The 24178-nt window shown below is 69.3% G+C and carries 19 protein-coding genes and 1 pseudogene; 7 read left to right on the forward strand and 13 right to left on the reverse strand.

Annotated elements, in window-relative coordinates; all coding sequences use genetic code 11:
- Window positions 1-200: 200 nt before the first annotated feature.
- The 5 genes from OG905_RS26455 to pepN (OG905_RS26475) form a co-directional block, all read right to left on the reverse strand.
- Complete coding sequence (locus OG905_RS26455; protein ID WP_328677808.1) at window positions 201-821, reverse strand: GTP-binding protein; 621 nt, start codon at window positions 819-821, stop codon at window positions 201-203.
- Window positions 802-1161, reverse strand: a complete 360-nt coding sequence (locus OG905_RS26460) for a DUF742 domain-containing protein (RefSeq protein ID WP_266476322.1) — start codon at window positions 1159-1161, stop codon at window positions 802-804. Before OG905_RS26460 ends, OG905_RS26455 begins: the two co-directional genes overlap by 20 nt.
- Window positions 1158-1574, reverse strand: a complete 417-nt coding sequence (locus OG905_RS26465) for a roadblock/LC7 domain-containing protein (protein ID WP_328677809.1) — start codon at window positions 1572-1574, stop codon at window positions 1158-1160. Before OG905_RS26465 ends, OG905_RS26460 begins: the two co-directional genes overlap by 4 nt.
- Window positions 1571-3010, reverse strand: coding sequence for a sensor histidine kinase (locus OG905_RS26470; RefSeq protein ID WP_328677810.1), 1440 nt, complete (start codon window positions 3008-3010; stop codon window positions 1571-1573). The genes OG905_RS26465 and OG905_RS26470 overlap by 4 nt, the downstream gene beginning before the upstream one ends.
- A gap of 185 nt (window positions 3011-3195) precedes the next feature.
- Window positions 3196-5781: an aminopeptidase N gene (gene pepN / locus OG905_RS26475; protein ID WP_328677811.1), complete on the reverse strand. Its 2586-nt coding sequence runs from the start codon at window positions 5779-5781 to the stop codon at window positions 3196-3198.
- Window positions 5782-5908: 127 nt separating this feature from the next.
- Between pepN (OG905_RS26475) and OG905_RS26480 the strand changes: the two genes are divergently transcribed.
- Window positions 5909-6412 (forward strand): DUF1203 domain-containing protein, encoded by a 504-nt coding sequence (locus tag OG905_RS26480; RefSeq protein ID WP_328677812.1) that lies wholly within the window; start codon window positions 5909-5911, stop codon window positions 6410-6412.
- Between the two features lie 149 nt (window positions 6413-6561).
- Here the strand turns inward: OG905_RS26480 and OG905_RS26485 are convergent, their stop codons facing one another.
- The 3 genes and pseudogenes from OG905_RS26485 to OG905_RS26495 form a co-directional block, all read right to left on the reverse strand.
- Window positions 6562-7590 carry an aspartate-semialdehyde dehydrogenase gene (locus OG905_RS26485; RefSeq protein ID WP_328677813.1) on the reverse strand — a complete coding sequence of 343 codons (1029 nt, stop codon included), beginning with the start codon at window positions 7588-7590 and terminating at the stop codon, window positions 6562-6564.
- A gap of 169 nt (window positions 7591-7759) precedes the next feature.
- Window positions 7760-11083 (reverse strand): S8 family serine peptidase, encoded by a 3324-nt coding sequence (locus OG905_RS26490; RefSeq protein WP_328677814.1) that lies wholly within the window; start codon window positions 11081-11083, stop codon window positions 7760-7762.
- A 157-nt stretch (window positions 11084-11240) separates the two neighbouring features.
- Window positions 11241-11327 (reverse strand): annotated as a pseudogene (locus tag OG905_RS26495) (CGNR zinc finger domain-containing protein); the annotation flags it as partial.
- A 46-nt stretch (window positions 11328-11373) separates the two neighbouring features.
- Here OG905_RS26495 and OG905_RS26500 point away from each other — a divergent pair.
- Window positions 11374-11847, forward strand: a complete 474-nt coding sequence (locus tag OG905_RS26500; protein WP_328677815.1) for an NUDIX hydrolase — start codon at window positions 11374-11376, stop codon at window positions 11845-11847.
- Window positions 11848-11931: 84 nt separating this feature from the next.
- A complete protein-coding gene (locus OG905_RS26505) occupies window positions 11932-13098 on the forward strand; it encodes a serine hydrolase domain-containing protein (RefSeq protein WP_328677816.1) in 1167 nt (388 codons plus the stop codon).
- Between the two features lie 4 nt (window positions 13099-13102).
- Here OG905_RS26505 and OG905_RS26510 read toward each other — a convergent pair whose 3' ends face one another.
- Together OG905_RS26510 and pepN (OG905_RS26515) are read right to left on the reverse strand one after the other, a co-directional pair.
- Window positions 13103-14128, reverse strand: a complete 1026-nt coding sequence (locus OG905_RS26510) for a hypothetical protein (protein WP_328677817.1) — start codon at window positions 14126-14128, stop codon at window positions 13103-13105.
- Between the two features lie 280 nt (window positions 14129-14408).
- Window positions 14409-16979 carry an aminopeptidase N gene (pepN, locus tag OG905_RS26515; protein WP_328677818.1) on the reverse strand — a complete coding sequence of 857 codons (2571 nt, stop codon included), beginning with the start codon at window positions 16977-16979 and terminating at the stop codon, window positions 14409-14411.
- Window positions 16980-17113: 134 nt separating this feature from the next.
- Here pepN (OG905_RS26515) and OG905_RS26520 point away from each other — a divergent pair, with 134 nt between their 5' ends.
- Window positions 17114-17758: a mycothiol-dependent nitroreductase Rv2466c family protein gene (locus OG905_RS26520; protein ID WP_328677819.1), complete on the forward strand. Its 645-nt coding sequence runs from the start codon at window positions 17114-17116 to the stop codon at window positions 17756-17758.
- A gap of 129 nt (window positions 17759-17887) precedes the next feature.
- On the opposite strand, the gene OG905_RS26525 is transcribed toward OG905_RS26520, so the two are convergent.
- On the reverse strand, window positions 17888-18523 hold the full coding sequence (locus tag OG905_RS26525; RefSeq protein ID WP_328677820.1) for a superoxide dismutase: 636 nt from the start codon (window positions 18521-18523) through the stop codon (window positions 17888-17890).
- A gap of 187 nt (window positions 18524-18710) precedes the next feature.
- Window positions 18711-20114, reverse strand: coding sequence for an amino acid permease (locus OG905_RS26530; protein WP_328682619.1), 1404 nt, complete (start codon window positions 20112-20114; stop codon window positions 18711-18713).
- Window positions 20115-20498: 384 nt separating this feature from the next.
- On the opposite strand from OG905_RS26530, the gene OG905_RS26535 reads away from it, so the two are divergent.
- The gene (locus tag OG905_RS26535) at window positions 20499-21083 is read left to right on the forward strand and encodes a biotin transporter BioY (protein WP_328677821.1); all 585 of its coding nucleotides are present in this window, start codon (window positions 20499-20501) and stop codon (window positions 21081-21083) included.
- Between the two features lie 108 nt (window positions 21084-21191).
- On the opposite strand, the gene OG905_RS26540 is transcribed toward OG905_RS26535, so the two are convergent.
- Window positions 21192-22688 (reverse strand): amino acid permease, encoded by a 1497-nt coding sequence (locus OG905_RS26540; protein ID WP_328677822.1) that lies wholly within the window; start codon window positions 22686-22688, stop codon window positions 21192-21194.
- A gap of 182 nt (window positions 22689-22870) precedes the next feature.
- Between OG905_RS26540 and OG905_RS26545 the strand changes: the two genes are divergently transcribed.
- Together OG905_RS26545 and OG905_RS26550 are read left to right on the forward strand one after the other, a co-directional pair.
- Complete coding sequence (locus OG905_RS26545; RefSeq protein WP_142217169.1) at window positions 22871-23359, forward strand: ribose-5-phosphate isomerase; 489 nt, start codon at window positions 22871-22873, stop codon at window positions 23357-23359.
- A 2-nt stretch (window positions 23360-23361) separates the two neighbouring features.
- Entirely contained in the window at window positions 23362-24171 is an 810-nt protein-coding gene (locus OG905_RS26550) for an Fpg/Nei family DNA glycosylase (RefSeq protein ID WP_328677823.1), read from the forward strand.
- The last annotated feature ends 7 nt before the right edge of the window (window positions 24172-24178 follow it).

Raw genomic sequence — 24178 nt, forward strand, 5'->3', positions numbered from 1 at the left:
CGTGCCAGGGCACGCGAGCCCGGCAAGATCCAAACGACAGGCCCTAGCTAGGGCGTGCTTTCCCTGCCCGCCCCATCCCGCTGTGACATTCTGCGGCTCCGCCGCGTGGTGGGCTCCGCCCCTGGACTCGTATGCGACCTTCGGCCGCATGTCCTCAAACGCCGGACGGACTGAAATGTGCGGCCCGCCCGATCACGAGGTCACGAGGGTTCCTTGGCGACGGCGAGGGACTGCAGATACCGCATCAGCGTCATCAGTACGTCACGGCTCGACGCACGCGTGCGCGCGTCGCACGCGACGATCGGCACCGTATCCGGCAGATCGAGCGCGCCGCGCACCTCGTCGAGCGGGTAACCCGGCGCGTCCGGGAAGGAGTTGACGGCCACCACGAACGGCACCCCGCGCTCCTCCAGGCGGCCGATGACGTCGAAGCTGACCTCCAGACGGCGGGTGTCGACCAGTACCACCGCGCCCAGGGCCCCCTCGAACAGGCCGCGCCACAGGAACCAGAAGCGTTCCTGGCCGGGCGTGCCGAAGAGGTACAGCACCAGCTCCTCGTTGATGCTGATGCGGCCGAAGTCCATGGCGACCGTCGTCGAGGTCTTGCGTTCCACGCCGGCCGTGTCGTCGACGCCGACCCCGGCCTGGGTCATCGTCTCCTCGGTGGTCAGCGGCCGGATCTCGCTCACCGAGCCGACCAGGGTCGTCTTGCCGACTCCGAAGCCGCCCACGATGACCACCTTGACGGCGGCGGTGGCCGTCTCCGGCAGCACGTCCTCGCTGCGCGGCCCGACGGCCTGCTCAGAGCTTCTGAAGTCCATCGATCACTGCCTCAATCAAAGCGCGGTCGGGGAGTTGGGCGGGTTTGACGGGTGCGCGGGCCAGTACCCGGTCCTCGGCCAGCAGATCGCTGAGCAGCACGGTCACCACGCTCACCGGAAGCCTCAGATAGGCGGAGATCTCGGCCACCGAGAGCGGGGCGTGGCAGAGCCGGATGATCGCGGCCTGCTCGGGCTGCATACCGGGGCGGGAACCCGACTTGGCCACGATCAGCGTGACCAGGTCGAGTGCGGTGGGTGCGGAGGAGCCGCTGCGGCCGCCCGTGATGACGTAGAGCCGCTCGGGACTGCTCTCCTCCCAGTCCCCGCCCGGGTTGCTCACGCGGTGTGCCCCTCGTGCCGCGGCGGCGTGCTCATGTGCTCTCCGATCCGCAGCACGAGGTCCCGCATCCGCTGTCCCATCAGCCCGGCGTCGACCCCTTCGTTGGCCAGCACGGCGAGAAACGCCCCCGAGCCCGCCGCCATCAGATAGAAGAAGCCGCCGCTCATCTCGATGACGACGAGGTGCATCCGCCCGTCGCTGTGCGGCAGTTCGGAGGCGACGGCGCCCGCGAGGCTCTGCAGCCCGGCGCAGGCGGCGGCCAGCCGGTCCGCGGTGTCGGTGTCCGCGCCGTACTGGGCCATGCGCAGCCCGTCGGCGGAGAGAACGACCACGTTTCGGGTCTGGGGGACGCCCTCTGCCAGGTCCTTGAGCATCCAGTCCATGTTCGTCCGGGTGGAATGCTGCTGAATCATGGCTGCGTGTTTCCCTTGCTCGTCTGGGTGGTCTCACCGGCGAGGCCGTTCTGGAAGGCGCTCAGCCACATGCCGGGCTGCACCTCGGGGGCGGCCTCCGGCTCGGGCGCGGCGGTCGCGGCAGATGCGGCGTATGCGGCCGGTTCGGTGACAGGGGCCTTGCGACGCCGCTGCGGCAGACCGGTCGGGGTCCGTTCGGTCACGATCGGGACCTCTTCGTCCGCGGTCATCGGGCCGGTCACCTGCCTGGACGGCCGCTGTTCGGTGGTCGTGCCGGTGGCGCGGGGGCCGGAGGACGCCCCGATGCCGTGCGCGAGACCGGTCGCCGACGACGCGGTGGTGATCAGTGCCTGCGGGACGACGAGTACGGCGCGTACACCGCCGTACGCCGACGAGCGCAGCGAGACCTGGAAGCCGTACACCTGCGACAGCCGGCCGACCACGGCGAGGCCGAGGCGGGGCGTCTCGCCCAGGTCGTTGACGTCGATGCCCTGCTGGGCCTGGCGGAGCATGCGCTCGGCCCGCTTGCGGGCCTCCTCGCTCATGCTCACACCGCCGTCCTCGATCTCGATGGCGATGCCCGACTGAACGTCGACGGCGGTCAGATGGACCTTGGCCTGCGGCGGCGAGTAGCGGGTCGCGTTGTCGAGGAGCTCGGCGAGCGCATGGATCAGCGGCTCGACGGCGGTACCGACGACCGCGACCTCGGAGACGGAGTGGAGCTCGACGCGCTGGTAGTCGATGATCCGCGACATGGCGCCGCGCATCACGCTGTAGAGCGGTACGGCCTTGCCCCACTGGCGGCCGGGCCGCGCACCGCCGAGCACGGCGATGGAGTCGGCGAGCCGGCCGATCAGCGCGGTGCCGTGGTCGATCCGCAGCAGATCGCCGAAGACCTCGGGCGACTTGCCGTGCCGGTCCTCCATCTCCCGCAGTTCCTGGGCCTGTTGGTGGACGATGGCCTGAACGCGACGGGCGATGTTCACGAACGCGCGCTGCGCGGACTCGCGCAGGTCCTCCTCGGCGACGACCGCGTCGAGCACCGAGCTCAGCACCGCCTGGTGCTCGGCCGGGGCGTCGAGCGAGTCGAGCACGTCCTCGGGGAACTCGCCCGTGCGCAGCCGCTCCACGACCTGCGGCAGCAGCTCACCGGCCAGCCGTGCGGTCTCGGCCTGCTGTCGTGACAGCACCGCCTCCCGCTCGGCGAGCCGGGCGCTCAGTTCCTCGATCCGCCGGCCGCGCCGCGCCACTTCCGCGCAGGCGACGGCGACCAGCACGACTGCCGCGACACCGATCCAGACCACGGCGGTACGCGCCGGGGCGGAGACCAGGGCAGCGGCCACCGCGGAGGCCACGGCGGTCACGACGACGAGCAGGAGCCACCCGAAAGCGGCCGCGTTCCGCGGACTTCCGGTCGACGTTTCCTGTCGAACCATCAGCATCCTCAAACCATCGAACCGGAAAGATCATATGACGACGGGCGGGAGCATATCTCGTTCCAGTTACGGGAGATGACGCCGGGTCATCCATTTGACGGGATCTTCATGTGCCCCCTGAAACGGAATGCGCCCCGGGCCGAACGGCCCGGGGCACCCGCCTGCGCGGATGCGCGTTTACACGGTTACGCGGCGGCCGCGTCGGCCGCCTGCGCCGCCAGCGCACGCTCGATTCCCGCGCGCGATTCGGAGATCAGCCGCCGCAGCGCCGCGTTCGGCTCGGTCGATTCCAGCCATGCGTCCGTCGCGTCCAGCGTGGCCTGCGAGACCTGGAGCGCGGGGTAGAGACCGACCGCGATCTGCTGCGCGATCTCATGGCTGCGCGAGTCCCACACGTCGTTGACCGCCGCGAAGTACTTCCCGGTGTACGGAGCGAGCAGCTCACGCTGATCGGTCTGGACGAAGCCCGAAATGACCGCCTCCTGCTGGGCGTTCGGCAGCTTGTCGGACTCCACGACCGATGTCCAGGCCTCGGCCTTCGCCTCGGCGGTCGGCCGGGCCGCGCGCGCCGTCATCGCATGGCGCTCGCCCGCCGCGGTCTTGTCCCGCTCGTACTCCGCCGCGATCTCGTCCTCGTCCAGCTGCCCGACCGCCGCGAGACGCTCCACGAAGGCCCACCGCAGCTCGGTGTCCACCGCCAGGCCCTCGATGGACTCGGTGCCGTCCAACAGCGCCTGCAGCAGGTCCAGTTGCTGCGGCGTACGCGCGGTCGCGGCGAAGGCGCGCGCCCACGCCAGCTGGTGGTCGCTGCCCGGCTGAGCCGCACGCAGATGCGCCAGCGTCGCGTCCGTCCACTGCGTGAGCCCCGCCTCGCGCCACTCGGGCGCCGCGTACAGGTCGATCGCCAGCTTCACCTGGCGGTGCAGCGACTGCACGACGCCGATGTCCGACTCCTTGCCGATGCCGGACAGGACCAGGGACAGATAGTCACGGGTGGCCAGCTCGCCGTCGCGGGTCATGTCCCAGGCGGATGCCCAGCACAGGGCGCGCGGCAGCGACTCGGTGAAGTCGCCGAGGTGTTCGGTGACGACTCGCAGCGACTCCTCGTCGAGGCGGACCTTCGCGTACGACAGATCGTCGTCGTTGAGCAGGATCACCGCGGGACGGCGGGTGTTCTGCGGGAACGGAACATCCGTGAGCTCGCCGTCCACGTCCAGCTCGATGCGGCTCGTACGGACCAGCTTGCCGCTCTCGTCGAGGTCGTAGCAGCCGACCGCGATCCGGTGCGGGCGGAGCGTCGGCTCGCCCTTGGCACCGGCGGGCAGCGCCGGGGCCTCCTGGCGTACCGAGAAGGAGGTGACGTACCCCTCCGCGGAGACCTCGAGTTCCGGGCGCAGGATGTTGATGCCCGCGGTTTCCAGCCACTTCTGCGACCAGGTCTTCAGATCACGGCCGGAGGTCTCCTCCAGTGCGCCCAGCAGATCGCTCAGCCGGGTGTTGCCGAAGGCATGCGCCTTGAAATAGGCCTGCACACCGCGGAAGAACTCGTCCTGGCCGACGTACGCGACGAGCTGCTTGAGCACCGAGGCACCCTTGGCGTACGTGATGCCGTCGAAGTTGACGAGCACGTCGTCGAGGTCGCGGATTTCGGCCATGATCGGGTGGGTGGACGGCAGCTGGTCCTGCCGGTACGCCCAGGTCTTCATGGAGTTCGCGAAGGTGGTCCAGGACTGCGGCCACCTCGACTCCGGGTGGGCGGCCTGGCAGGCGATCGAGGTGTAGGTGGCGAACGACTCGTTCAGCCACAGGTCGTTCCACCACTCCATGGTGACCAGGTCGCCGAACCACATGTGCGCCAGCTCGTGCAGGATCGTCTCCGCGCGCACCTCGTACGCCGCGTCCGTCACCTTCGAACGGAAGACGTACTGGTCGCGGATGGTCACCGCGCCCGCGTTCTCCATCGCGCCCGCGTTGAACTCCGGCACGAAGAGCTGGTCGTACTTCGCGAAGGGATAGTCGTAGTCGAACTTCTCCTGGAACCACTCGAAGCCCTGACGGGTGACCTCGAAGATCGCGTCGGAGTCCAGGAACTCGGCGAGCGAGGGGCGGCAGTAGACACCGAGCGGGACGGACTGGCCGTCCTTCTCGTAGCTGCTGTGCACCGAGTGGTACGGGCCGACGATCAGCGCCGTGATGTAGCTGGAGATACGCGGCGTCGGCTCGAAGTGCCAGACATTGTCCTTGGGCTCCGGCCCCTCTGAATGTTGCAGTGCCGAGTTCGAGACGACCGTCCAGCCCTCGGGGGCCTTCACGGTGAACTGGAACGTCGCCTTCAGGTCCGGCTGCTCGAAGGAGGCGAAGACACGGCGGGCGTCCGGCACCTCGAACTGCGTGTAGAGGTAGGCCTGCTGGTCCACCTGGTCGACAAAGCGGTGCAGACCCTCACCGGTGTTGGTGTACGCGCAGTCCGCGACGACCTTCAGCTCGTTCGGGCCCGCGTGCAGCCGCGCCAGCGCGATCCGGGAGTCCTGGAAGACGGCGGCGACGTCCAGCGCCTCGCCGTTGAGCACCACCTCGTGCACGGCGGGAGCCACCAGATCGATGAAGGTCTCCGCGCCCTCCTCGGCGGAGTCGAAGCGCACCGTGGTCACGGACCGGTAGGTCCCGCCCTCCTGCGCGCCGCTCAGATCGAGATCGATCTCGTACGAGTCGACGGTCAGCAGGCTCGCCCGCTGCTGCGCCTCTTCGCGGGTCAGATTCGTGCCAGGCACGCTGTCATCTCCTCGGTTTCGTTACGTTTGCGGCCATCTTTCCACGGGCTGTGGTGGGGCTGCCCGTCGTTAATTCCATGTCCGTTTCCCGCCGGAACGAGGAGCCCGGAAGCGCCACGCTGAATCCATGACCAACACACTCTTCACCGCGCGGCCCATCGAGGCCGCCGCGCTCAAGCAGCTTCGCGACACCGACGACGCGGGGCGTGCGTGCGCCCCGTACTCGGACACCGAGGGAGGCGAGATGCTGCGCTGCTGTCTGCGCCCCAGCGCGGTCGGCGAACGCATCGCCCTCGTCTCCTACGCACCGCTGCGCCGCTGGGCCGCGGAGACGTGGGCGAAGCCCGGCGCGTACGACGAACAGGGCCCCGTCTTCATCCACGCCGAGGAATGCGAGGGCCCGGGTGAGGGGGGCGGCTACCCCTTCGCCCGGCCGGGGGCACTGCGGGCGCTGCGGCGCTATGACGCGGAGGGGCACATAGCGGGAGGCCGCCTGCTGGAGATCCCGGAGGCGGCGACGGAGGCGTTCGACGAGGCGCTGCGGGAGGCGTTCGCGGAGCCGGGGGTGGTGCTGGTCCACGTCAGGGCGGTGGAGTACGGCTGCTTCCAGTTCGAGGTGCGGCGGCGGTAGCGCCTGCGGCGGGGCTTTCCCCCACCCCGCCCTTTCCCGTAACCGGGGCTCCGCCCCGGACCCCGCTCCTCAAACGCCGGAGGGGCTGAATGTTCAGCCGTCCGGCGTTTGAGAACACGCGCGAACCGCGTACGAGGGGCCGGGACCCGCTACCCGCGGAGCTCGTCCGCGACCAGTTCCGCGATCTGGACCGCGTTCAGCGCCGCCCCCTTGCGCAGGTTGTCGTTCGACAGGAACAGCGCAAGACCGTTCTCGACCGTCTCGTCCACCCGGATGCGGCCCACGTACGACGCGTCCCGTCCCGCCGCCTGCAGCGGCGTCGGGATCTCCGAGAGCTCGACCCCGGGCGCATCCTTCAGCAGCTCGTACGCGCGCTCCACCGAGACCGGACGCTCGAAGCGCGCGTTGACCTGCAGCGAGTGACCCGAGAACACCGGCACCCGGACACATGTGCCGGAGACCTTGAGCTCCGGGATCTCCAGGATCTTTCGGGACTCGTTGCGGAGCTTCTGCTCCTCGTCCGTCTCGAAGGAGCCGTCGTCGACGATGCTGCCGGCCAGCGGCAGGACGTTGAAGGCGATGGGGCGCTTGTAGACGCCGGGCTCGGGGAACTCGACGGCCTCGCCGTCGAACGTGAGCTGGTCGGCGGCCTCGGACACCGCGCAGGCCTGGGTGCGCAGCTCGGCGACACCGGCCAGACCGGAGCCGGACACCGCCTGGTAGGTAGTGGCGACCATCGCGGTGAGGCCGGCCTCCGCGTGCAGCGGGCGCAGTACCGGCATCGCGGCCATCGTCGTGCAGTTCGGGTTGGCGATGATGCCCTTGGGCCGGTCCTTGATCGCGTGCGGGTTGACCTCGGAGACGACCAGCGGAACCTCCGGGTCGCGGCGCCAGGCCGAGGAGTTGTCGATCACGACGGCGCCCTGTGCGGCGACCTTCTCGGCGAGCGCCCTGGAGGTCGCGCCACCGGCCGAGAAGAGCACGATGTCCAGGCCGGAGTAGTCGGCGGTGGACGCGTCCTCGATGGTGATCTCCTGGTCCTGCCAGGTGAGGGTGGTGCCCGCGGACCGCGCGGAGGCGAAGAGGCGGAGCTCGTCGACCGGGAACTTCCGCTCGGCGAGGATCTTGCGCATGACTCCGCCGACCTGACCGGTGGCTCCGACGATTCCGACCCTCACGGTGACTCCTTCTGTCTGTGCGTCCATCTGTGCGTGTGACGCGGGCAGCCTGCCCATCATGCGTATGACCCGGGTCTGCTTGTCCAATCCATTGTCCGGCATGTGAAAACCGGCATAGGAAAAGGGGCGGGCGTCCGCTATGGACACCCGCCCCCGATCACTGACTGCGTTACGGAGTGACCTTCTCGATCACGACGCTGCCCGCGCCCGCGACGGTGCCGCGGCCGTTCAGCAGCTGCACCTCGCCGAAGAACTGACGTCCCTCGGGAGCCGCGCCACCCACCAGAACCTCGGCGCCGACCTGCGCCGACGCTCCGTTGGCAAGCTTGACCGGCTTCGTCGAGTCGACCTTGACCGAGCCGAGGGAAGCCGCGAAGTACACATCGCGGTAGTTGTACTCGGTGGTCCCGGCCGGGACGGCGTAACCGTCGACGACGATGGTGTAGGTGCCGGCGGCCGGCTTGAGCAGGCTCACCGCCTCCTCCGAGTCGCCGTCCGCCGACTGGCCGACCTGCACACCGTTCAGCAGGACCGTGAGGTCCAGGTCGGCGCCGGTGTCGGAGACCCCGCCGATGGCGACGTCGAGACGCTCGACGCCCTCACCGATGGTGACCGTCGACTCCTGCGACTCACCGTTCTTGATGGACGGGCGGGCGACCTTCGCCGAGCCCAGCGAACCGCCCGCGAGCTTGCCGTCGATCGCGGCGAAGCCGTTGGTGACCTTCCACTCGACGGCGGCCGGCGTGCCGACCTTCGCCTCGGGGAGCGTCTTGACGGCCGGGTCGAAGGACGCGCCCAGCAGGCTGACGTCCAGCTTGTACGGGTTGTCGAGCAGCGGAGACGTACGCCGCGACTCGACCTCGATCTCCCAGACGCCCGGCGTCGGCTCGGCGTACGAGCGCAAGTCGGGACGGCAGGTGTTCGCCGGATTGTTGTAGTTCGGATAGCAGAAGATCGTCGAGCTGTCCTCGACACCCACGCCGTACGGGTGGATGCCGATGAACCGGGTCTGGCTGTTGGCGGCCAGACCGCCGAGGGCGACCTCGAGGTTCTTCGCGCCCTCGGGCACCGTGATGAAGTACGACTTGTGGCTGTTGCGCTGCACCGAGCCGGATGCCGAGAAGGTGTACGCAGGCTTCGCGAGCTCCTTGGAGACGACCACGGTCGCCATGATCTGCTTGTCCACGCCCTCGGTGCGCGGGTCGTCCGCCTCCAGGATCGCGCTGTGCACGCCGGCCGTCCGGGGCCTGGCCTCGACCTTGACGGTGACCGGGGTGTTCAGCGGCAGCGTGACCGCGCCGCTGCCGGGCAGGTCGAAGGTGCCGTCGTTGTACTTCCAGTCCAGCTGGTGCCGCACGGGGCGGTCCGGGCCCGTCGTCCGCGTGATGACGACGTCGTAGGACTTCTTCTGCCCGGCCTTCAGACCGCCCTCGCGGTCGTAGAGGCCGGTGCCGAAGCCGGGGGTCTTCAGCGCGAAGTCGATCGCGGTGTCGACCGGGGCCTTGACGCTGTAGTCGTGGGCGGTGGCACCGTCCTCGATGGCGTCCCAGGCGTCCACGATGTTGATCAGGCCGGAGCCCTGCTCGTGCGCCTGCACTCCGGGGATGCGGTGCGCGGTGCTGGTCAGCGCCGTGCGCAGCTTCGCCGGGGTCAGCTCGATGTGACGCTGCTTGGCGGCCGAGAGCAGCAGCGCGCTCGCGCCGGCGGCCTGCGGCGAGGACATCGAGGTGCCCTGCAGCATGGAGTAGCCGGCCGGGAGCGCGTAGCCCGCCTCCTTGACCGGGCTGCCGGGCAGCCAGGTCTGGGTGGTGTTGATGGAGGCACCGGGCGCGGTGATGATCGGCGCGAAGCCGCCGTCCTCGCGCGGGCCGCGCGAGGAGAAGGGCAGCATGGCGTACTTCTTCGTCACCGCGGAGCCGTAGTTGGCTGCCCAGGTCTCCTTGGAGATGGCGGCGCCGACGGAGATGACCTTGTCGGCGAGTCCCGGGTCGCCGATGGTGTTGGTGCCCGGACCCTCGTTGCCGGCCGAGATGACCAGCTGGACGCCGTAGGTGTCGATGAGGCGGGTGTAGAGCTCGGCGCGGGCGTTGTTGCCGTCGTTCAGCGCGGGCAGACCGCCGATGGACATGTTGATGATGTCCACGCCGCGGTTGATGACCAGGTCGGCCATGCCCTCGGTGAGCGCGATGTTGGTGCAGCCGCCGCTCCAGGTGCAGGCGCGCGAGGAGACCAGCTTGGCGCCGGGCGCCGCGCCGTTCATCCTGCCGCCGAAGAGGCTGTTGGCGGCGGTGATGCCGGCGACGTGCGTGCCGTGCTCGGACTCGATGACGCCGATGTTGACGTAGTCGGCCTTGGCGCCCGCGGCGTTGTAGACGACGTCCTTGCGGACCTCGATGACGAACGGAATGCGCTCGACGACCTCGGTGGCCGGGTTGTCGGTGCCGAAGTAGCCGACCTGGAAGCCGTTCTTGTACGGCTTCATCACGGTGTCGTTGGCGAAGTTGCCGTCGTTGTCGAGGTCGACCCGGGCGGTGCGGGTGCCCGCGTCGTACAGCACGCCCCAGACGTCGGTGGTGTCGCCGTCCCGGTTGAGGTCACCGGCCATGTCGCCGCCCTTGGTGGCGGCCTCGGCGAAGAGGTTGAACTTGTACGCGCCCGCCGGGGCGGAGTACGTCCGGCCGTTGACCGTGAACGTCGGGCCGCTGACATCGAGCGACATCCGGCGCCAGGTGGCGTCGCCGTCCGCCACCGGGTCGGTCGCCGTGACCCAGTCGACGATCTTGCGCTCGCCGGTGGTGGTCTTCTGCAGCGCCGGGTGGCCGAGGTCGACGCCGGAGTCGAGGATGCCGATGGTCACACCGCGGCCGTCGGCCTTGGGGTGCTCCTTGACGAAGTCGACAGCGCCGGTCTCGAAGGACGGGTTGTACGGGTTCTTCGCCGGGGTGGCCTTGCCGGGCGCCGGGTACTGCGTCGTCTGAGCGGCCGCGGTGCCCGCGGTCTTGACGGAGTCGGCTGCCGGGGTCGGGTCGTCCAGCTTGACCTCGTGCTTGAGGTCGATGCCGTGGACGCTGGAGAGCTTGGCGGCCGCCTTGAGCGCGGCCTCCGCCTTGCCGGTGGGGAGCGTGGCCCGCACATAGCCGAGCTGGTCGTACGTCTTGCCGACCACGGCACCCTCGACGGCGTCGAGCTGGCCGACGACCTGCTCGGTCGCGCCGGGGGCGGTGGCGACCATGACGGTCACGCTCTTCTCACCCTTGGCCTCGGCCTGGGCGAGGAGTTCCTCGTCGGCCGAGCCGAGCTTGTCGGACGAGGCCGCCTTGACGCCGGCAGAGGTGCCCGGGTCGTCGGCGGGCGCGGCCGAGAATGCGGGTACGGCGCCTGCTGCTACCAGTGCGGCCACGATCGATGCGGCGGCCGCGATGCGGGCCGCGCGTCTGTGACCTGGTACGGAGCGCCCGGAAAGGGGGCTCTGGGATTGGGGGGTCATCAGCATCCCTGCTTGTGAAAGGAAGGGTCCGGAATTCGGTGCCGGATGACCGCTCAGCCTTGCGTAAGTGACAGGGGTTTGTGGAGAGTTGTCAGAGGCATGATGTGGTCATGGCGGAAACCCGCCACTGCGGACGGTACGCCATGAGGGACAAAGGGGAGATTCAGTTCCCATGGCTGCGGCCGTAGTGTCGCGAGGCCTTCGCCCGGTTGCCGTACACGGCCATGGAGCACCAGCCCCGCCGGGACCCGCCTCCCCTGAACTGGGGATCTTGGGCGTACGTCTACCCTCACCGCATGAACAAGCAGTTGCGGAACAGGGAGTTGAGGGTTGCGGCCTACGCCGTGTGCGTACGGGAGGAACAGATCCTGCTCGCCCGCTGGGTGGCCCGCGACGGCGCCAAGAAGTGGACGCTTCCCGGAGGCGGCATGGACCACGGGGAGGACCCGCTCGACACCGTCGTCCGTGAGGTCGAAGAAGAGACGGGCTACGCGTCGGAGATGACCGCGCTTCTCGGCCTCGACACCATCCGCCGCCAGTACCCCCGCAGGCTCGGTGCGTTCGCCGACTTCCAGGGGCTGCGCATCGTGTACGAGGGCAGGGTCACCGGCGGCGAGCTGCGCCATGAGACGGACGGGTCGACGGACCTCGCGGCCTGGCATCCGCTCGCCTCGGTGACCGGTCTGGAGCGGGTCGAACTCGTCGACATCGGCCTGGAACTGTGGCGTTCCAGGCCCCCGGTGGGCCGGATCGTCAGGAATGGCCGGTAGCCGCTCAACCCTGCCACTGCAGGCAACGCCGTACGCGCCGTCCGAGTCCTGTCCTTCGACCGCAGTCGGAGACAGGAGACCGGGATGGCAGGACGTTCAGCACGCACGGTCCGCACGGCGTTGACAGGAGCGGTGGTGGTGGCAGCCCTGGCCACCGGCGCACTGGTGAGCCCCGCGGCCGCGGACAGCGGGCCGGCAGGGAGCGGCGATCACCGCGCCGCGCAGCGGGCGATCGAGGCCGCCGTCCGCGAGGGGGTGCCCGGAGTTCTCGCCCAGGCACGCGACCGCGACGGCACATGGAACGGCACGGCCGGCGTCGCCAACCTGAGGACCGGGCGCGAACGCCTGCCGCAGGACCGCTACCGCGTCGGGTCCATCACCAAGACCTTCGTCGCCACCGTCGTGCTCCAGCTGGAGGCGGAAGGCAGACTGAGCCTGGACGACACGGTGGACCAGTGGCTGCCGGGTGTGGTGCGCGGCAACGGCCACGACGGCCGCCGGATCACCCTGCGGCAGCTCCTCAACCACACCAGCGGGATCTACAACTACACCGAGGACCAGGGCTTCGTGGAGAAGGTCTTCGGTGACGGCTTCTTCCAGCACCGCTACGACACCTGGACCCCGCGCCGGCTGGTCGGCCTCGCGATGGGGCACAAGCCCTACTTCGCGCCCGGCGCGAGCTGGCACTACTCCAACACCAACTTCATCCTCGCCGGGATGGTCGTCGAGAAGGCGACGGGACGTGCGTACGGCGCCGAGATCGAGCGCCGGATCCTGCGCCCGCTCTCCCTGCGCGCCACTTCCCTCCCGGGAACCGATGCCCGGATGCCGCGCCCCAGCGGACGGGCGTACTCGAAACTGTCCGAGGACCCGAAGGCGAAGATCCACGATGTGACCGAACTGAACCCGTCGGCCGCGGGGTCGGCCGGCGAGATGGTCTCCGACTCCGCCGATCTGCAGCGCTTCTACCGGGCGCTGCTGAAGGGCGAGTTGCTGCCGCGCAAGCAGCTGCGGGAGATGACCGCCACCGTCGCGATGGACCCGAAGGATCAGGACAAGCGCTACGGCCTCGGCCTGATGCAGATCAAGACGAGCTGCGGCAAGGACGTCTGGGGCCACGGGGGCGGGATCCACGGGTCGTCGTCCGAGGCGCTCACCACGCGGGACGGGAGCCATTCGCTGGCGATGAACTTCAACGGTGACTGGTCGGGGGACAGCTGGGCTGTCGTGGAGGCGGAGTTCTGCGGCTGACGACTCAGCGCGGGAGCACCACGACATAGGCGGCCGGGTCGCGGTCCGCCGCCGCCATCAGGGCGGTGCGGACCACGGTCGCCTGCTGCTCCGGCGAATCCCGCAGCTTGCGCGGCGTGATGTATACGACGGTGATGCCGAGTCGCTCCAGATGCTCGCGCTTACGGGCGTACTCCGACCAGAGCGCGTCCTCGTCGTGGCGGGGAGCACGGGTGTCCAGCTCGACGGCGACTGCCTGTTCGGGCCAGTAGGCGTCGAGGCCGCCGAGGTGCGGGCCGCCGGGGAGGCGCAGGTCCACGTTCCACATGGGGACGGGCAGGCCGTACTCGCGCACCAGCTCGTACAGCCGGTCCTCGGCCAGTGCCCGGCCCTCGGCGAGCAGCCAGTCGACGGCGTCGACGACATGGGGCCGGTTCAGCAGCCGCGCCCGGTTCAGCTCCTTGACGACCGCGGCGGGTTCGCAGTGCCCGCCGCGGACGGCCTCGGTGAGCAGCCGCCGTACCGCATGGGGGTCCGCGAGCTCCGCGACGGCGTCGGCGAGGGCACGCGGCACGGGTGCGACGGGGACGCCGGTGATCTCCTCCGGTCCCGGCAGCTCGCGCGAGCGCACGAGCCGGGCGCAACCGGTCGACCGCAGCCGCCGGGTGCGGGGCACGAGGACGTCGATGCGTTCGAGGGAAAGGAGCGGCGGTACTGAGGAGAACTGATGCAGGGCGAGGGCGGCGAGCCCGGTGACCATGGCCTCCCCGTAGCGGGGTGCGGCGCTCCGGGGCTCGCCCTGCGCGGGAATCACCGGGCGCCCGGCGTACAGGAGCGCGCCGTGCAGCCGCTCCTCGCTCGTCGGCGGACCGGGGTGCAGCAGAAACACCCCGGGCAGCAGCAACTGCCAGGGTCCACCGGGCCGGCACTGCGCGGTGGTCCGCGCGGCGGACACTCCATGCGCCCGCAGCTGCGCGGCGGACAGGACGCGGCGCTGGACATCGGAGAGGTGGGAGAGGGGGAGGGGGGAGAGCGGGGTGTTGTGGTTCATGCGACGGGGATGCCCGCGGGGGGTCGGGGAGCTAACCGCTGTTACAGGCTCGTCGACATTTCGGGACAACCTCGTCCTAAAGTACGGGCGTTCGACTGCCGATCAGACACAGCCGCGCGGGGCTCCGCCCCGGACCCCGCGCCTGATATCCGGCGGGGCTGAAATTCAGCCCGTCCGGCGTTTGAGGACACGCCTCAAGGGCGTACGGGGTCTGGGGCTTGCCTCAGTTCGGGAAGGGGGTAGGGGAACGGGCCCGCCGCAGGCGCACCCCCCGTCCGCGTCAGCCCAACGCCCCCGCGTCGCACGCCTGCGCCCGCAGCCCCCTCGCCAGGTCGTCCCGCGACTCCCGCACCAGCCGCCTCAGCGCCGGCGCCGCCCCCTCGTGCGCCGCAAGCCACGCGTCCGTCGCCGCCAGCGTCGCCTCGCTGTCCTGCAGGCCCGGGAACAGGCCCTTCACCACGTCCATGCCGATCTGGATCGACCGCTCCTCCCACACGCGCTCGATCGCCTCGAAGTACTTCGGCACGTACGGCGCCAGCAGCTCCCGCTGCCCCGCCTGCGCGAAGCCCGAAATCGTCGCCTCCACCAGCGCGTTGGACAGCGAGTCCGACTCGACGACCTGCGCCCACGCCTGGTCCTTGACCGCCGCCGACGGGCGCGCCGCCAGGCACCGGACCTGGTGGCGCTTGCCCGAGGCGGTGTCGTCGCGGGCGAGTTCCGCCGCGACGAAGGTCTCGTCCGCCACCCCGTGCGAGGCCAGCGGTTCCACGAAGGCCCACCGCAGTTCCTGGTCCACGTCCAGGCCGTCGATCTTCGCCGAACCCTCCAACAGGCCCTGCAGCAGCTGCAGATCTGCCGCTGACGTCGCGGTCGTGGCGAAGAACCGCGCCCACGTCAGCTGGTGCTGGCTGCCCGGCTCGGACTGCCGCAGCTCCCGCAGCGCGCCCTCCGCGAGCAGCCGTGCGCCCTCCTCGCGCCAGGCGGGCGCGGCGTAGTGGTGCAGCGCCGAGCGGGCCCACATGTGCAGCATCTGCAGCACGCCGATGTCCGACTCGCGTCCCGCGAACCGCAGCACCAGGTCGATGAAGTCCCGAGCGGGCATCAGCGCGTCCCGCGTCAGATTCCACAGCGCGGACCAGCACAGTGCCCGCGCCAGCGGGTCCGCAATGTCGCCCAGGTGGCTGCGCAGCGTCGCCAGGGACCCCTCGTCGAAGCGGATCTTGCAGTACGTCAGGTCCTCGTCGTTGACCAGGATCAGTTCGGGCCGCTCGGCGCCCGCGAGGGCGTCCACGACCGTCCGGGGCCCGGTGACGTCCACCTCGGCGCGGGCGTAACGCACCAGCGCACCCGCCTCGCTGCGGTACAGGCCGACCGCCACCCGGTGCGGCCGTAGCTCTTCGCCGTCCTGCGCCACCGCGAGCTCGGTGATCCGGTCGCCCGCGTCGTACGTCACCACAGGGGTCAGCGAGTTGACGCCCGCCGTCTCCAGCCAGGACCGCGACCATGTCGCCATGTCCCGCCCGGACGTCTCTTCGAGCACCGCCAGCAGGTCGGCGAGGCGCGTGTTCCCGTACGCGTGCCGCTTGAAGTAGCGCCGCGCGCCCTCCAGGAAGGCGTCCTGGCCGACGTACGCGACGAGCTGCTTCAGTACGGACGCGCCCTTCGCGTACGTGATCCCGTCGAAGTTCAGCTTGGCGTCCTCCAGGTCACGGATGTCGGCCGTGATCGGATGGGTCGACGGCAGCTGGTCCGCCCGGTACGCCCACGACTTGCGGTTGTTGGCGAAGGTGATCCAGCCGTTGGTGAAGCGGGTCGCCCCGACCATCGAGAAGCTGCCCATGAAGTCCGCGAAGGACTCCTTCAGCCACAGGTCGTCCCACCACACCATCGTGACCAGATCGCCGAACCACATGTGCGCCATCTCGTGCAGGATGACGTTGGCCCGGCGCTCGTACGACGCCTGCGTCACCTTCCCCCGGAAGATGAACTCCTCGCGGAACGTCACACAGCCCGGGTTCTCCATCGCCCCGATGTTGTACTCCGGCACGAACGCCTGGTCGTACTTCCCGAAGGGGTACGGGTAGTCGAAGTGGTCGTGGAAGAAGTCCAGTCCCTGCCTCGTCACCAGGAAGACGTCGTCGGAGTCGAAGTGCCTGGCGAGTCCCTTGCGGCACATCGCGCCGAGCGGGATCTCCAGCGTCGTCCCGTCGTCGAGGGTGCGCGTGTAGACGTCGGTCTCGTAGTGGTACGGACCGGCCACGACCGCCGTGATGTACGAGGAGATCGGCTTCGTCTCGGCGAAGCGCCACACCCCGTCCTCGTCCCGCGCGCCCGCGCCGTTGCTCCAGACGGTCCAGCCCTCCGGCGCGGTCACCTCGAAGCGGAACGGTGCCTTGAGGTCCGGCTGCTCAAAGGTGGCGAAGACACGCCGGGCGTCGGCCGGCTCGTACTGCGTGTAGAGATAGACCTCGCCGTCCTCCGGGTCGACGAAGCGGTGCAGTCCCTCGCCGGTACGGCTGTACGCGCACTGCGCGTCCACGACCAGTACGTTCTCCGCGGCCAGAGAGTCGAGCGCGATCCGCGAGCCGTCGAAGACGGCGGCCGCGTCCAGCTTCTCGCCGTTCAGCGTGACGGTCCTCACGGCGGGCGCCAGCAGATCCGCGAAGGTCGATGCGCCCGGCTCGCTGCAGCGGAAGCGGATCGTCGTCACCGAACGGAAGGTGCGTGGCCCGGAGCCCTCCGGGGTCTCCCCGACCGCGGAACGCAGATCGAGGGCAACCTCGTACCCGTCGACGGACACCAGCTCGGCCCGTCGTCGGGCCTCGTCGCGGGTCAGATTCTCACCGGGCACGGGCACTCCTTCGTGTCTCGTTCGGACAGGACCGATCCTCCCATGCGCACCTGAGCGGGGTGCGTGCGGGAATCGTCCGGTGACCATCGGCGTTGCCCGTTGGAGGCGTGCGTGACGCCACAACGAGGAGAGAGATGTCCGAGAACGGTCAGACCGGCAAGACCCCCGTCGACTTCTGGTTCGACCCCTTGTGCCCCTGGGCGTGGATGACCTCGCGCTGGATGCTCGAAGTGGAGAAGGTCCGCGACGTCGAGGTCCGCTGGCATGTGATGAGTCTCGCCGTCCTGAACGAGCCCAAGCTCGACGAGCTCCCCGAGAAGTACCGCGAGGCCATGAAGCACGCATGGGGCCCGGTCCGGGTCGTCATCGCCGCGCAGCAGAAGCACGGCGACGAGGTGCTCGGGGACCTCTACACCGCGCTCGGCACCCGCTTTCACAACCGCGGCGAGGGCGCGACCCGCGAAGCCATAGCCGGCGCGCTGGAGGAGGTAGGCCTCCCGGCCGAGCTGATCGAGTACGCCGACTCCGACGCGTACGACACCGAGCTGCGCGCCTCCCACAAGGAGGGCATCGACAAGGTCGGCCAGGACGTCGGCACCCCTGTCATCGCGGTCCCGGGCTCGGACGGCCGGCAGATCGCGTTCTTCGGCCCGGTCGTCACGCCTGCCCCGAAGGGTGAGGAGGCGGCGAAGCTCTGGGACGGCACGCTGATGGTCGCGTCGATCCCCGGCTTCTACGAGATCAAGCGCACGCGCACGCAGGGCCCGATCTTCGACTGACCTCTTCCTTTGATCCTTGCTCCTGGAAGGACCCCTGCGAGTCAGGTTCTCGCAGGGGTCCTTCGTCATACCGCCCGCACGTGAAGGCTGAGAAGACGATCACGCGCAGGACGCTTCAGGTTCCCCCGCTCACGGGGTGATGAGCGCGGTGCATTCCCTGGCCCGGTTGTAACGCCTCGCCACGTCCTGCCAGTTGACGACCTGCCACATCGCCTCGATGAAGTCCACCTTCTGGTTCTTGTACTGAAGGTAGAACGCGTGCTCCCAGGCGTCGAAGACCAGGATCGGGATCGAGCCCTGGCCGACGTTGCCCTGGTGGTCGTAGACCTGCTCGACGATCAGACGCCCGCTGACCGGCTCGTACGCGAGAACGCCCCAGCCCGAACCCTGGGTGGTCGCGGAGGCCTTGGTCAGCTGGGACCTGAACTTGGCGAAGGATCCGAAGGACTCGGCGATCGCGTCCGCGAGCTCGCCGACGCCGTCCGCGGCCAGCGGCTCACCGCCGCCGTCGCCGGTCATGTTGTGCCAGTAGATCGAGTGCAGGATGTGGCCGGAGAGATGGAACGCGAGGTTCTTCTCCAGGCCGTTGATCGTCCCCCAGGCCTCCTTGTCGCGGGCCTCTTCGAGCTGCTCCAGGGTGTCGTTGGCGCCCTTGACGTAGGCGGCGTGGTGCTTGTCGTGGTGGAGCTCGATGATCTGCGGGCTGATGACCGGTTCCAGCGCCGCGTAGTCATAAGGAAGTTCAGGAAGCGTGTAAACGGCCATGTCTGTCCGGTCCCTCCGACTGCTTATTGCAAATCATATGCAAGTGCAGGCTAGCAGCAAGAGGGCCGGGTCATGATCAGGCGCTTGCGCGGTCCGCCCCGAACGCCGTACTCCCCCTACGCCCGCAGGGCGTAGGGGGAGTGTCGTCACACGCCGCACGGGCTGAATGTGCGGGCCGTGGGGAAAGTCAGCCGGCGGCCCGGACCCGCCGCTCCCGCACCTGGCGGACGTAACCCACGACCGCCAGCGCCACTGTCAGGCCACCCGTGTAGTACAACTGCGTGCGGGTGTCCGGCTCCCGTGCCATCAGGACGAAGATCGCGACCATGCCCGCGAGCGCGACCCACGTCAGCGCCGGGTAGAGCCACATCTTCACGACCAGCTTCGACGGGTCCTCGCGCTCGGTCCGTCGGCGCAGCACCAGCTGTGAGACCGCGATGAAGATCCATACGACCAGAATGATCGCGCCGATCATGTTGAGCAGCCACATGAAGACGTCGTTGGGCCGCCAGTAGCTGAGCAGTACGCACAGGAACCCGAACACGGACGACACCAGTACCGCGGTGCGCGGTACCCCGCCGGAGGTCCGGCCGAGCGCCTTCGGGCCCTGGCCGCGGGCGACCAGCGAGCAGGCCATGCGGGAGGCGCCGTAGACGTTGGCGTTCATCGCCGAGAGCAGGGCCACCAGGACGACCACGTTCATGATCTGACCGGCCCCGGGGATGCCCAGGTGGTCGAGCGTCGCGACGTACGGGCCCTTCTCCACGACCTTCGGGTCGCCCCACGGGACCAGCGTGACGATGACCGCCATCGAGCCGATGTAGAAGACCGCGATACGCCACATCGCCGTGCGCACGGCCTTGGCGACGCCCTGGACCGGGTGCTCGGACTCGGCCGCGGCGATGGTGACCGTCTCCAGACCGCCGTACGCGAAGACGGAGGCGAGCAGTCCGACGACCAGACCCTCCGTGCCGTTCGGCAAGAAGCCGCCGTCGCCGGTGAGGTTGGCGGTGCCGGGCGCGTCCGTGCCGGGCAGGATGCCGAGGATCGCCAGCACACCGATGCCCAGGAAGAGGGCGATCGCGCCGACCTTGATCGCCGCGAACCAGAACTCGAACTCGCCGAAGTGCTTCACGGCAGCCAGGTTCGTGCCGCAGAACACCAGCATGAACAGCGCGACCCAGGCCCACTCGTGCGTCCCGGGAAGCCAGCCCGTCATGATCTTCGCCGCGCCGATGCCTTCGAGACCGACAGCCACACAGAGCAGGAACCAGAACGCCCAGCCCGCCGTGAATCCGGCCCAGGGGCCGATTGCCCGTTCGGCATGCACCGAGAAGGAGCCTGATGCCGGGTTCGCCGCCGACATCTCGCCGAGCATGCGCATCACGAGCATGACGAGAAGGCCGGAGATCGCATACGCGATGACGATCGACGGGCCGGCCGCGGCGATGCCCGCGCCGGATCCGACGAAGAGTCCGGCTCCGATGACGCCGCCGAGGGCGATCATCGAGAGGTGGCGTTGTTTGAGTCCGTGCGAGAGCGGAGCGTCGGCCTGCTGGTCGACAGGCGCGGGCGCGGAGGTCCGAGACATGGGCATGCCCTGTTCAGTAGCTGAGACGGGGAGAGGACCACAGTCTGGTTGCGTGTACCGCTGACACGGAACGGATGTCCGCTATACGGGCACCAGGCTTACACGTGGTGAACACATCCTCACGCCCACCTGCTCCTTGCCCTCCCGGTTCATTTGGCAAGATCCAACAGTGTCCCCAACCTCGGCCCCTCCGCGCAAAACGAGCCGACCATGCTCCGACCTCAGTGATGAGGATCACTCCAACTCGCGCATGTCGCGCCGCCTTTGTTCGATCCCCACCAATCGGCGGAGTGGGCCTTTGTCGTCGGCCGACCGTGATCAGCACCTTCCCCGCGGGTTAGCGTCGCCGTGTCCCCAACCCGTCCTCGCCTCAGCGGAGTCCCGATGAGTACTGCTTCCGTCACGTCCCGCCCCGGAGTGGTCCTCGCCGACCTGCTGCCCGCATCCCGTACGAAGGACATCGCGCTCGTACTCGGCGGCGCCGCGCTCACCGGCATCGCGGCCCAGATCGCCGTCCCGGTCCCCGGCTCACCGGTCCCGGTCTCCGGCCAGACCTTCGCGGCCCTCCTCGTCGGCACCGCGCTCGGCGCCCGCCGCGGCTTCCTCTCCCTCGCGCTGTACGCGGTGGCTGGAATGGCGGGCATGCCGTGGTTCGCGCAGGCCACTTCGGGCTACGGGATGCCGTCCTTCGGCTACATCCTCGGCATGATGCTCGCGGCCACGGTCGTCGGCGCCCTCGCGCGCCGCGGCGCCGACCGCTCGGTGCTGCGCACCGCGGGTGCTATGGCGGTCGGCTCGCTGATCATCTACGCGGTCGGCGTCCCGTATCTCGCGCTGGCCACCGGTATGACGCTGTCGCAGGCCGTCGCCGCCGGACTGACGCCGTTCCTGATCGGCGACGCGCTGAAGGCGGCGCTGGCGATGGGTGCACTGCCCGCGGCCTGGAAGCTCGTCGGCCGCCGCGGCTGATGCCGGCGGTGCTTGCTTTTACGGCGTGAGGGCCCGCGGCCACCGACGGCCGCGGGCCCCTGCGCATGTCTGGTGCGCCGTCGCCTCACAGGACGCCGCACTGATCACTTACGAAGACGTGACCGAGTCCTTCGCACCGCTCTGATCGGCATCGGCAACCGCAGCGGCATCGGCAACCGCGCCGCCCTTGCCCAGCATCTGCCGCACCACCGCGACGCCCACCACGAGCACCGCCACCAGCAGCGACAGCAACACCTGCTCCCGCGCGTCGCCACCGTCGTAGACCATGTAGCCGAGCACGAAAACGATCATGCCGATCGTCAGCCACGTCAGATACGGGAAGAGCCACATCCGCACGATCAGCTTGTCCGGCGACTCGCGCAGGATGATCCCGCGCATCCGCAGCTGCGTGACGCAGATGACCAGCCACACGAACAGCGCGACCGCACCGGACGCGTTCAGCAGGAACGCGAAGACCGTGTCGGGCCACTTGTAGTTGAAGAAGACGGCGAGGAAGCCGAAGACGACAGAGCCGAGGATCGCCGCCTGCGGCACGCCCCGCGAGTTCGTACGGGCGAAGACCTTGGGCGCGTCGCCGCGCCGTCCGAGCGAGAACGCCATACGGGAGGCCGTGTACAGGCCGGAGTTGAGACACGACAGCACGGCCGTCAGCACGATCACGTTCATGATCTGCCCGGCGTGCGCGATCCCGATCGAGTCCAGGGACGCGACGTAGGAGCCATTGGCGAGGATTGAGTCGTCGTTCCACGGCAGCAGCGTCAGCACCACGAAGATCGAGCCCAGGTAGAAGACGCCGATCCGCCAGATCACGCTGTTCGTCGCCTTGGTCACCGCGCGCTGCGGGTCCTCGGACTCGCCCGCCGCCAGGGTCACGATCTCGCTGCCCATGAAGGAGAAGACGACCATAAGGACGCCGGTGAGAATAGCGCCCGCGCCGTTCGGCATGAATCCGCCGGCGTCCGTCAGGTGCGCGAAGCCCGCGCCGGGGTTGTCGGAGCCCGGCAGCACGCCGAAGACGGCCAGCAGGCCGATCACGATGAACGCGCCGATCGCCACGACCTTGATGCCCGCGAACCAGAACTCGAACTCGCCGTACGAGGACACGGACACGAGGTTCGTCGCCGTCAGCACGACCATCACGATGAGCGCCCAGCCCCACTGCGGGACCCCCGGTACCCAGCCTTCGAGGATGTCCGCGCCGGCCGTCGCCTCGACCGCCAGCACGACGACCCAGAAGAACCAGTAGAGCCAGCCGATGGAGAACCCGGCCCAGCGGCCGAGCGCCCGGTCCGCGTAGGCGGAGAAGGAGCCGGACGTCGGGTTGGCCGCCGCCATCTCGCCGAGCATCCGCATCACGAAGACGACCAGCGCACCCACGAGTGCGTACGAGAGGAGGATGGCTGGGCCCGCCGCGGCGATACCGGCCTTGGAGCCGACGAACAGGCCGGCGCCGATCACACCGCCGATGGCGATCATGGACAGATGCCGGTTCTTGAGTCCGGCCTGGAGACCACCGGAGGGCTGCGAGTTACCGGGCGTACCGGCCTTCTCGCCTTCCTTCATGAGGGTCTGCTGCGAGGTCATGGACGAATCCTTAGGTTTGAGTGCACTCGGGTCACGAGCCCCCGCATTCAAACCCGCGACTCCAGGTGTGTGAAGTCCCGTCTCCGGATCGTTAGATCCGGGCGATAGGCGGAAGTCCGCGGCCCCGACAGAGCCTGACCCCGGTCACCGCTACCCGGACACTCGCGTGCCACACTCGGATCATGCGCGTGTACCTCGGCTCCGACCATGCCGGCTTCGAACTCAAGAACCACCTCGTCGAGTGGCTCACGGCCCACGGCCACGAGCCCGTCGACTGCGGGCCCCACATCTACGACGCCCAGGACGACTACCCCCCGTTCTGCCTGCGTGCCGCCGAGAAGACGGCCGCGGACCCGGACAGCCTGGGCATCGTGATCGGCGGCTCGGGCAACGGCGAGCAGATCGCCGCCAACAAGGTCAAGGGAGTGCGCGCCGCACTCGCCTGGAGCGAGCAGACCGCAGCGCTCGGCCGTGAGCACAACAACGCGAACGTCATCTCCATCGGCGGCCGGATGCACACGCTGGAAGAGTCGGTGAAGTTCGTCGAGATCTTCCTCTCCACCCCGTACTCGGGTGAGGAGCGTCACACCCGCCGTATCGAGATGCTCTCGGCGTACGAGGAGACCGGCGAGCTTCCCCCGATCCCGGCCCACCACCCGCAGCAGGGCTGAGCGTGCCCGAGGGGCATACGATCCACCGACTGGCCGCCGACCACTTCGAGAGGTTCGGCGGCCGGCCTGTGCGGGCGACCAGCCCGCAGGGGAAGTTCTCCGACAGCGCGGCGCTGCTCGACGGCCAGGCTCTTCGGAGCACCGAGGCGCACGGCAAGCACCTCTTCCTCGGCTTCGGCCTGCTCGGCTGGGTCCATATCCATCTCGGCCTCTTCGGCAAGGTCGCCTTCGGCGACGCGCCCGCGCCGCCGCCGACCGACACCGTGCGGCTGCGGCTGGCCAACCCGACGGCGTACGTCGATCTGCGCGGGCCCACGGCCTGCGCGCTGATCGCGGACGGCGAGAAGACGGCGATACACGAGCGCCTGGGCCCCGACCCGCTGCGCCACGCCGACGATCCTGACCGCGCCTGGGTCCGTGTCTCCCGCTCCCGTACCACCGTCGCCGCGCTGCTCATGGACCAGAAGATCATCGCGGGCGTGGGCAACGTCTACCGCGCCGAGGTCCTCTTCCGGCACGGCATCGACCCGTATCGCGCGGGCAAGGACCTCACCCACGGCGAGTGGACCGCGATCTGGGCGGACCTCGTGGAGCTGATGCGCGAAGGAGTACGCAACAACCGCATCGACACCGTCCGCCCCGAGCACACCCCCGAGGCGATGGGCCGCCCGCCGCGAGTCGACGACCACGGCGGCGAGGTCTACGTCTACCGCCGGGCACACCTGCCCTGCCATGTCTGCGGCGGCGAGATCCGCACCGCCTCTCTCGCCGCACGCAATCTTTTCTGGTGCCCGGGCTGCCAGTTGGCCTGAGGTACTG

Source organism: Streptomyces sp. NBC_00322 (assembly GCF_036147535.1).
Classification (GTDB): Bacteria; Actinomycetota; Actinomycetes; order Streptomycetales; family Streptomycetaceae; genus Streptomyces.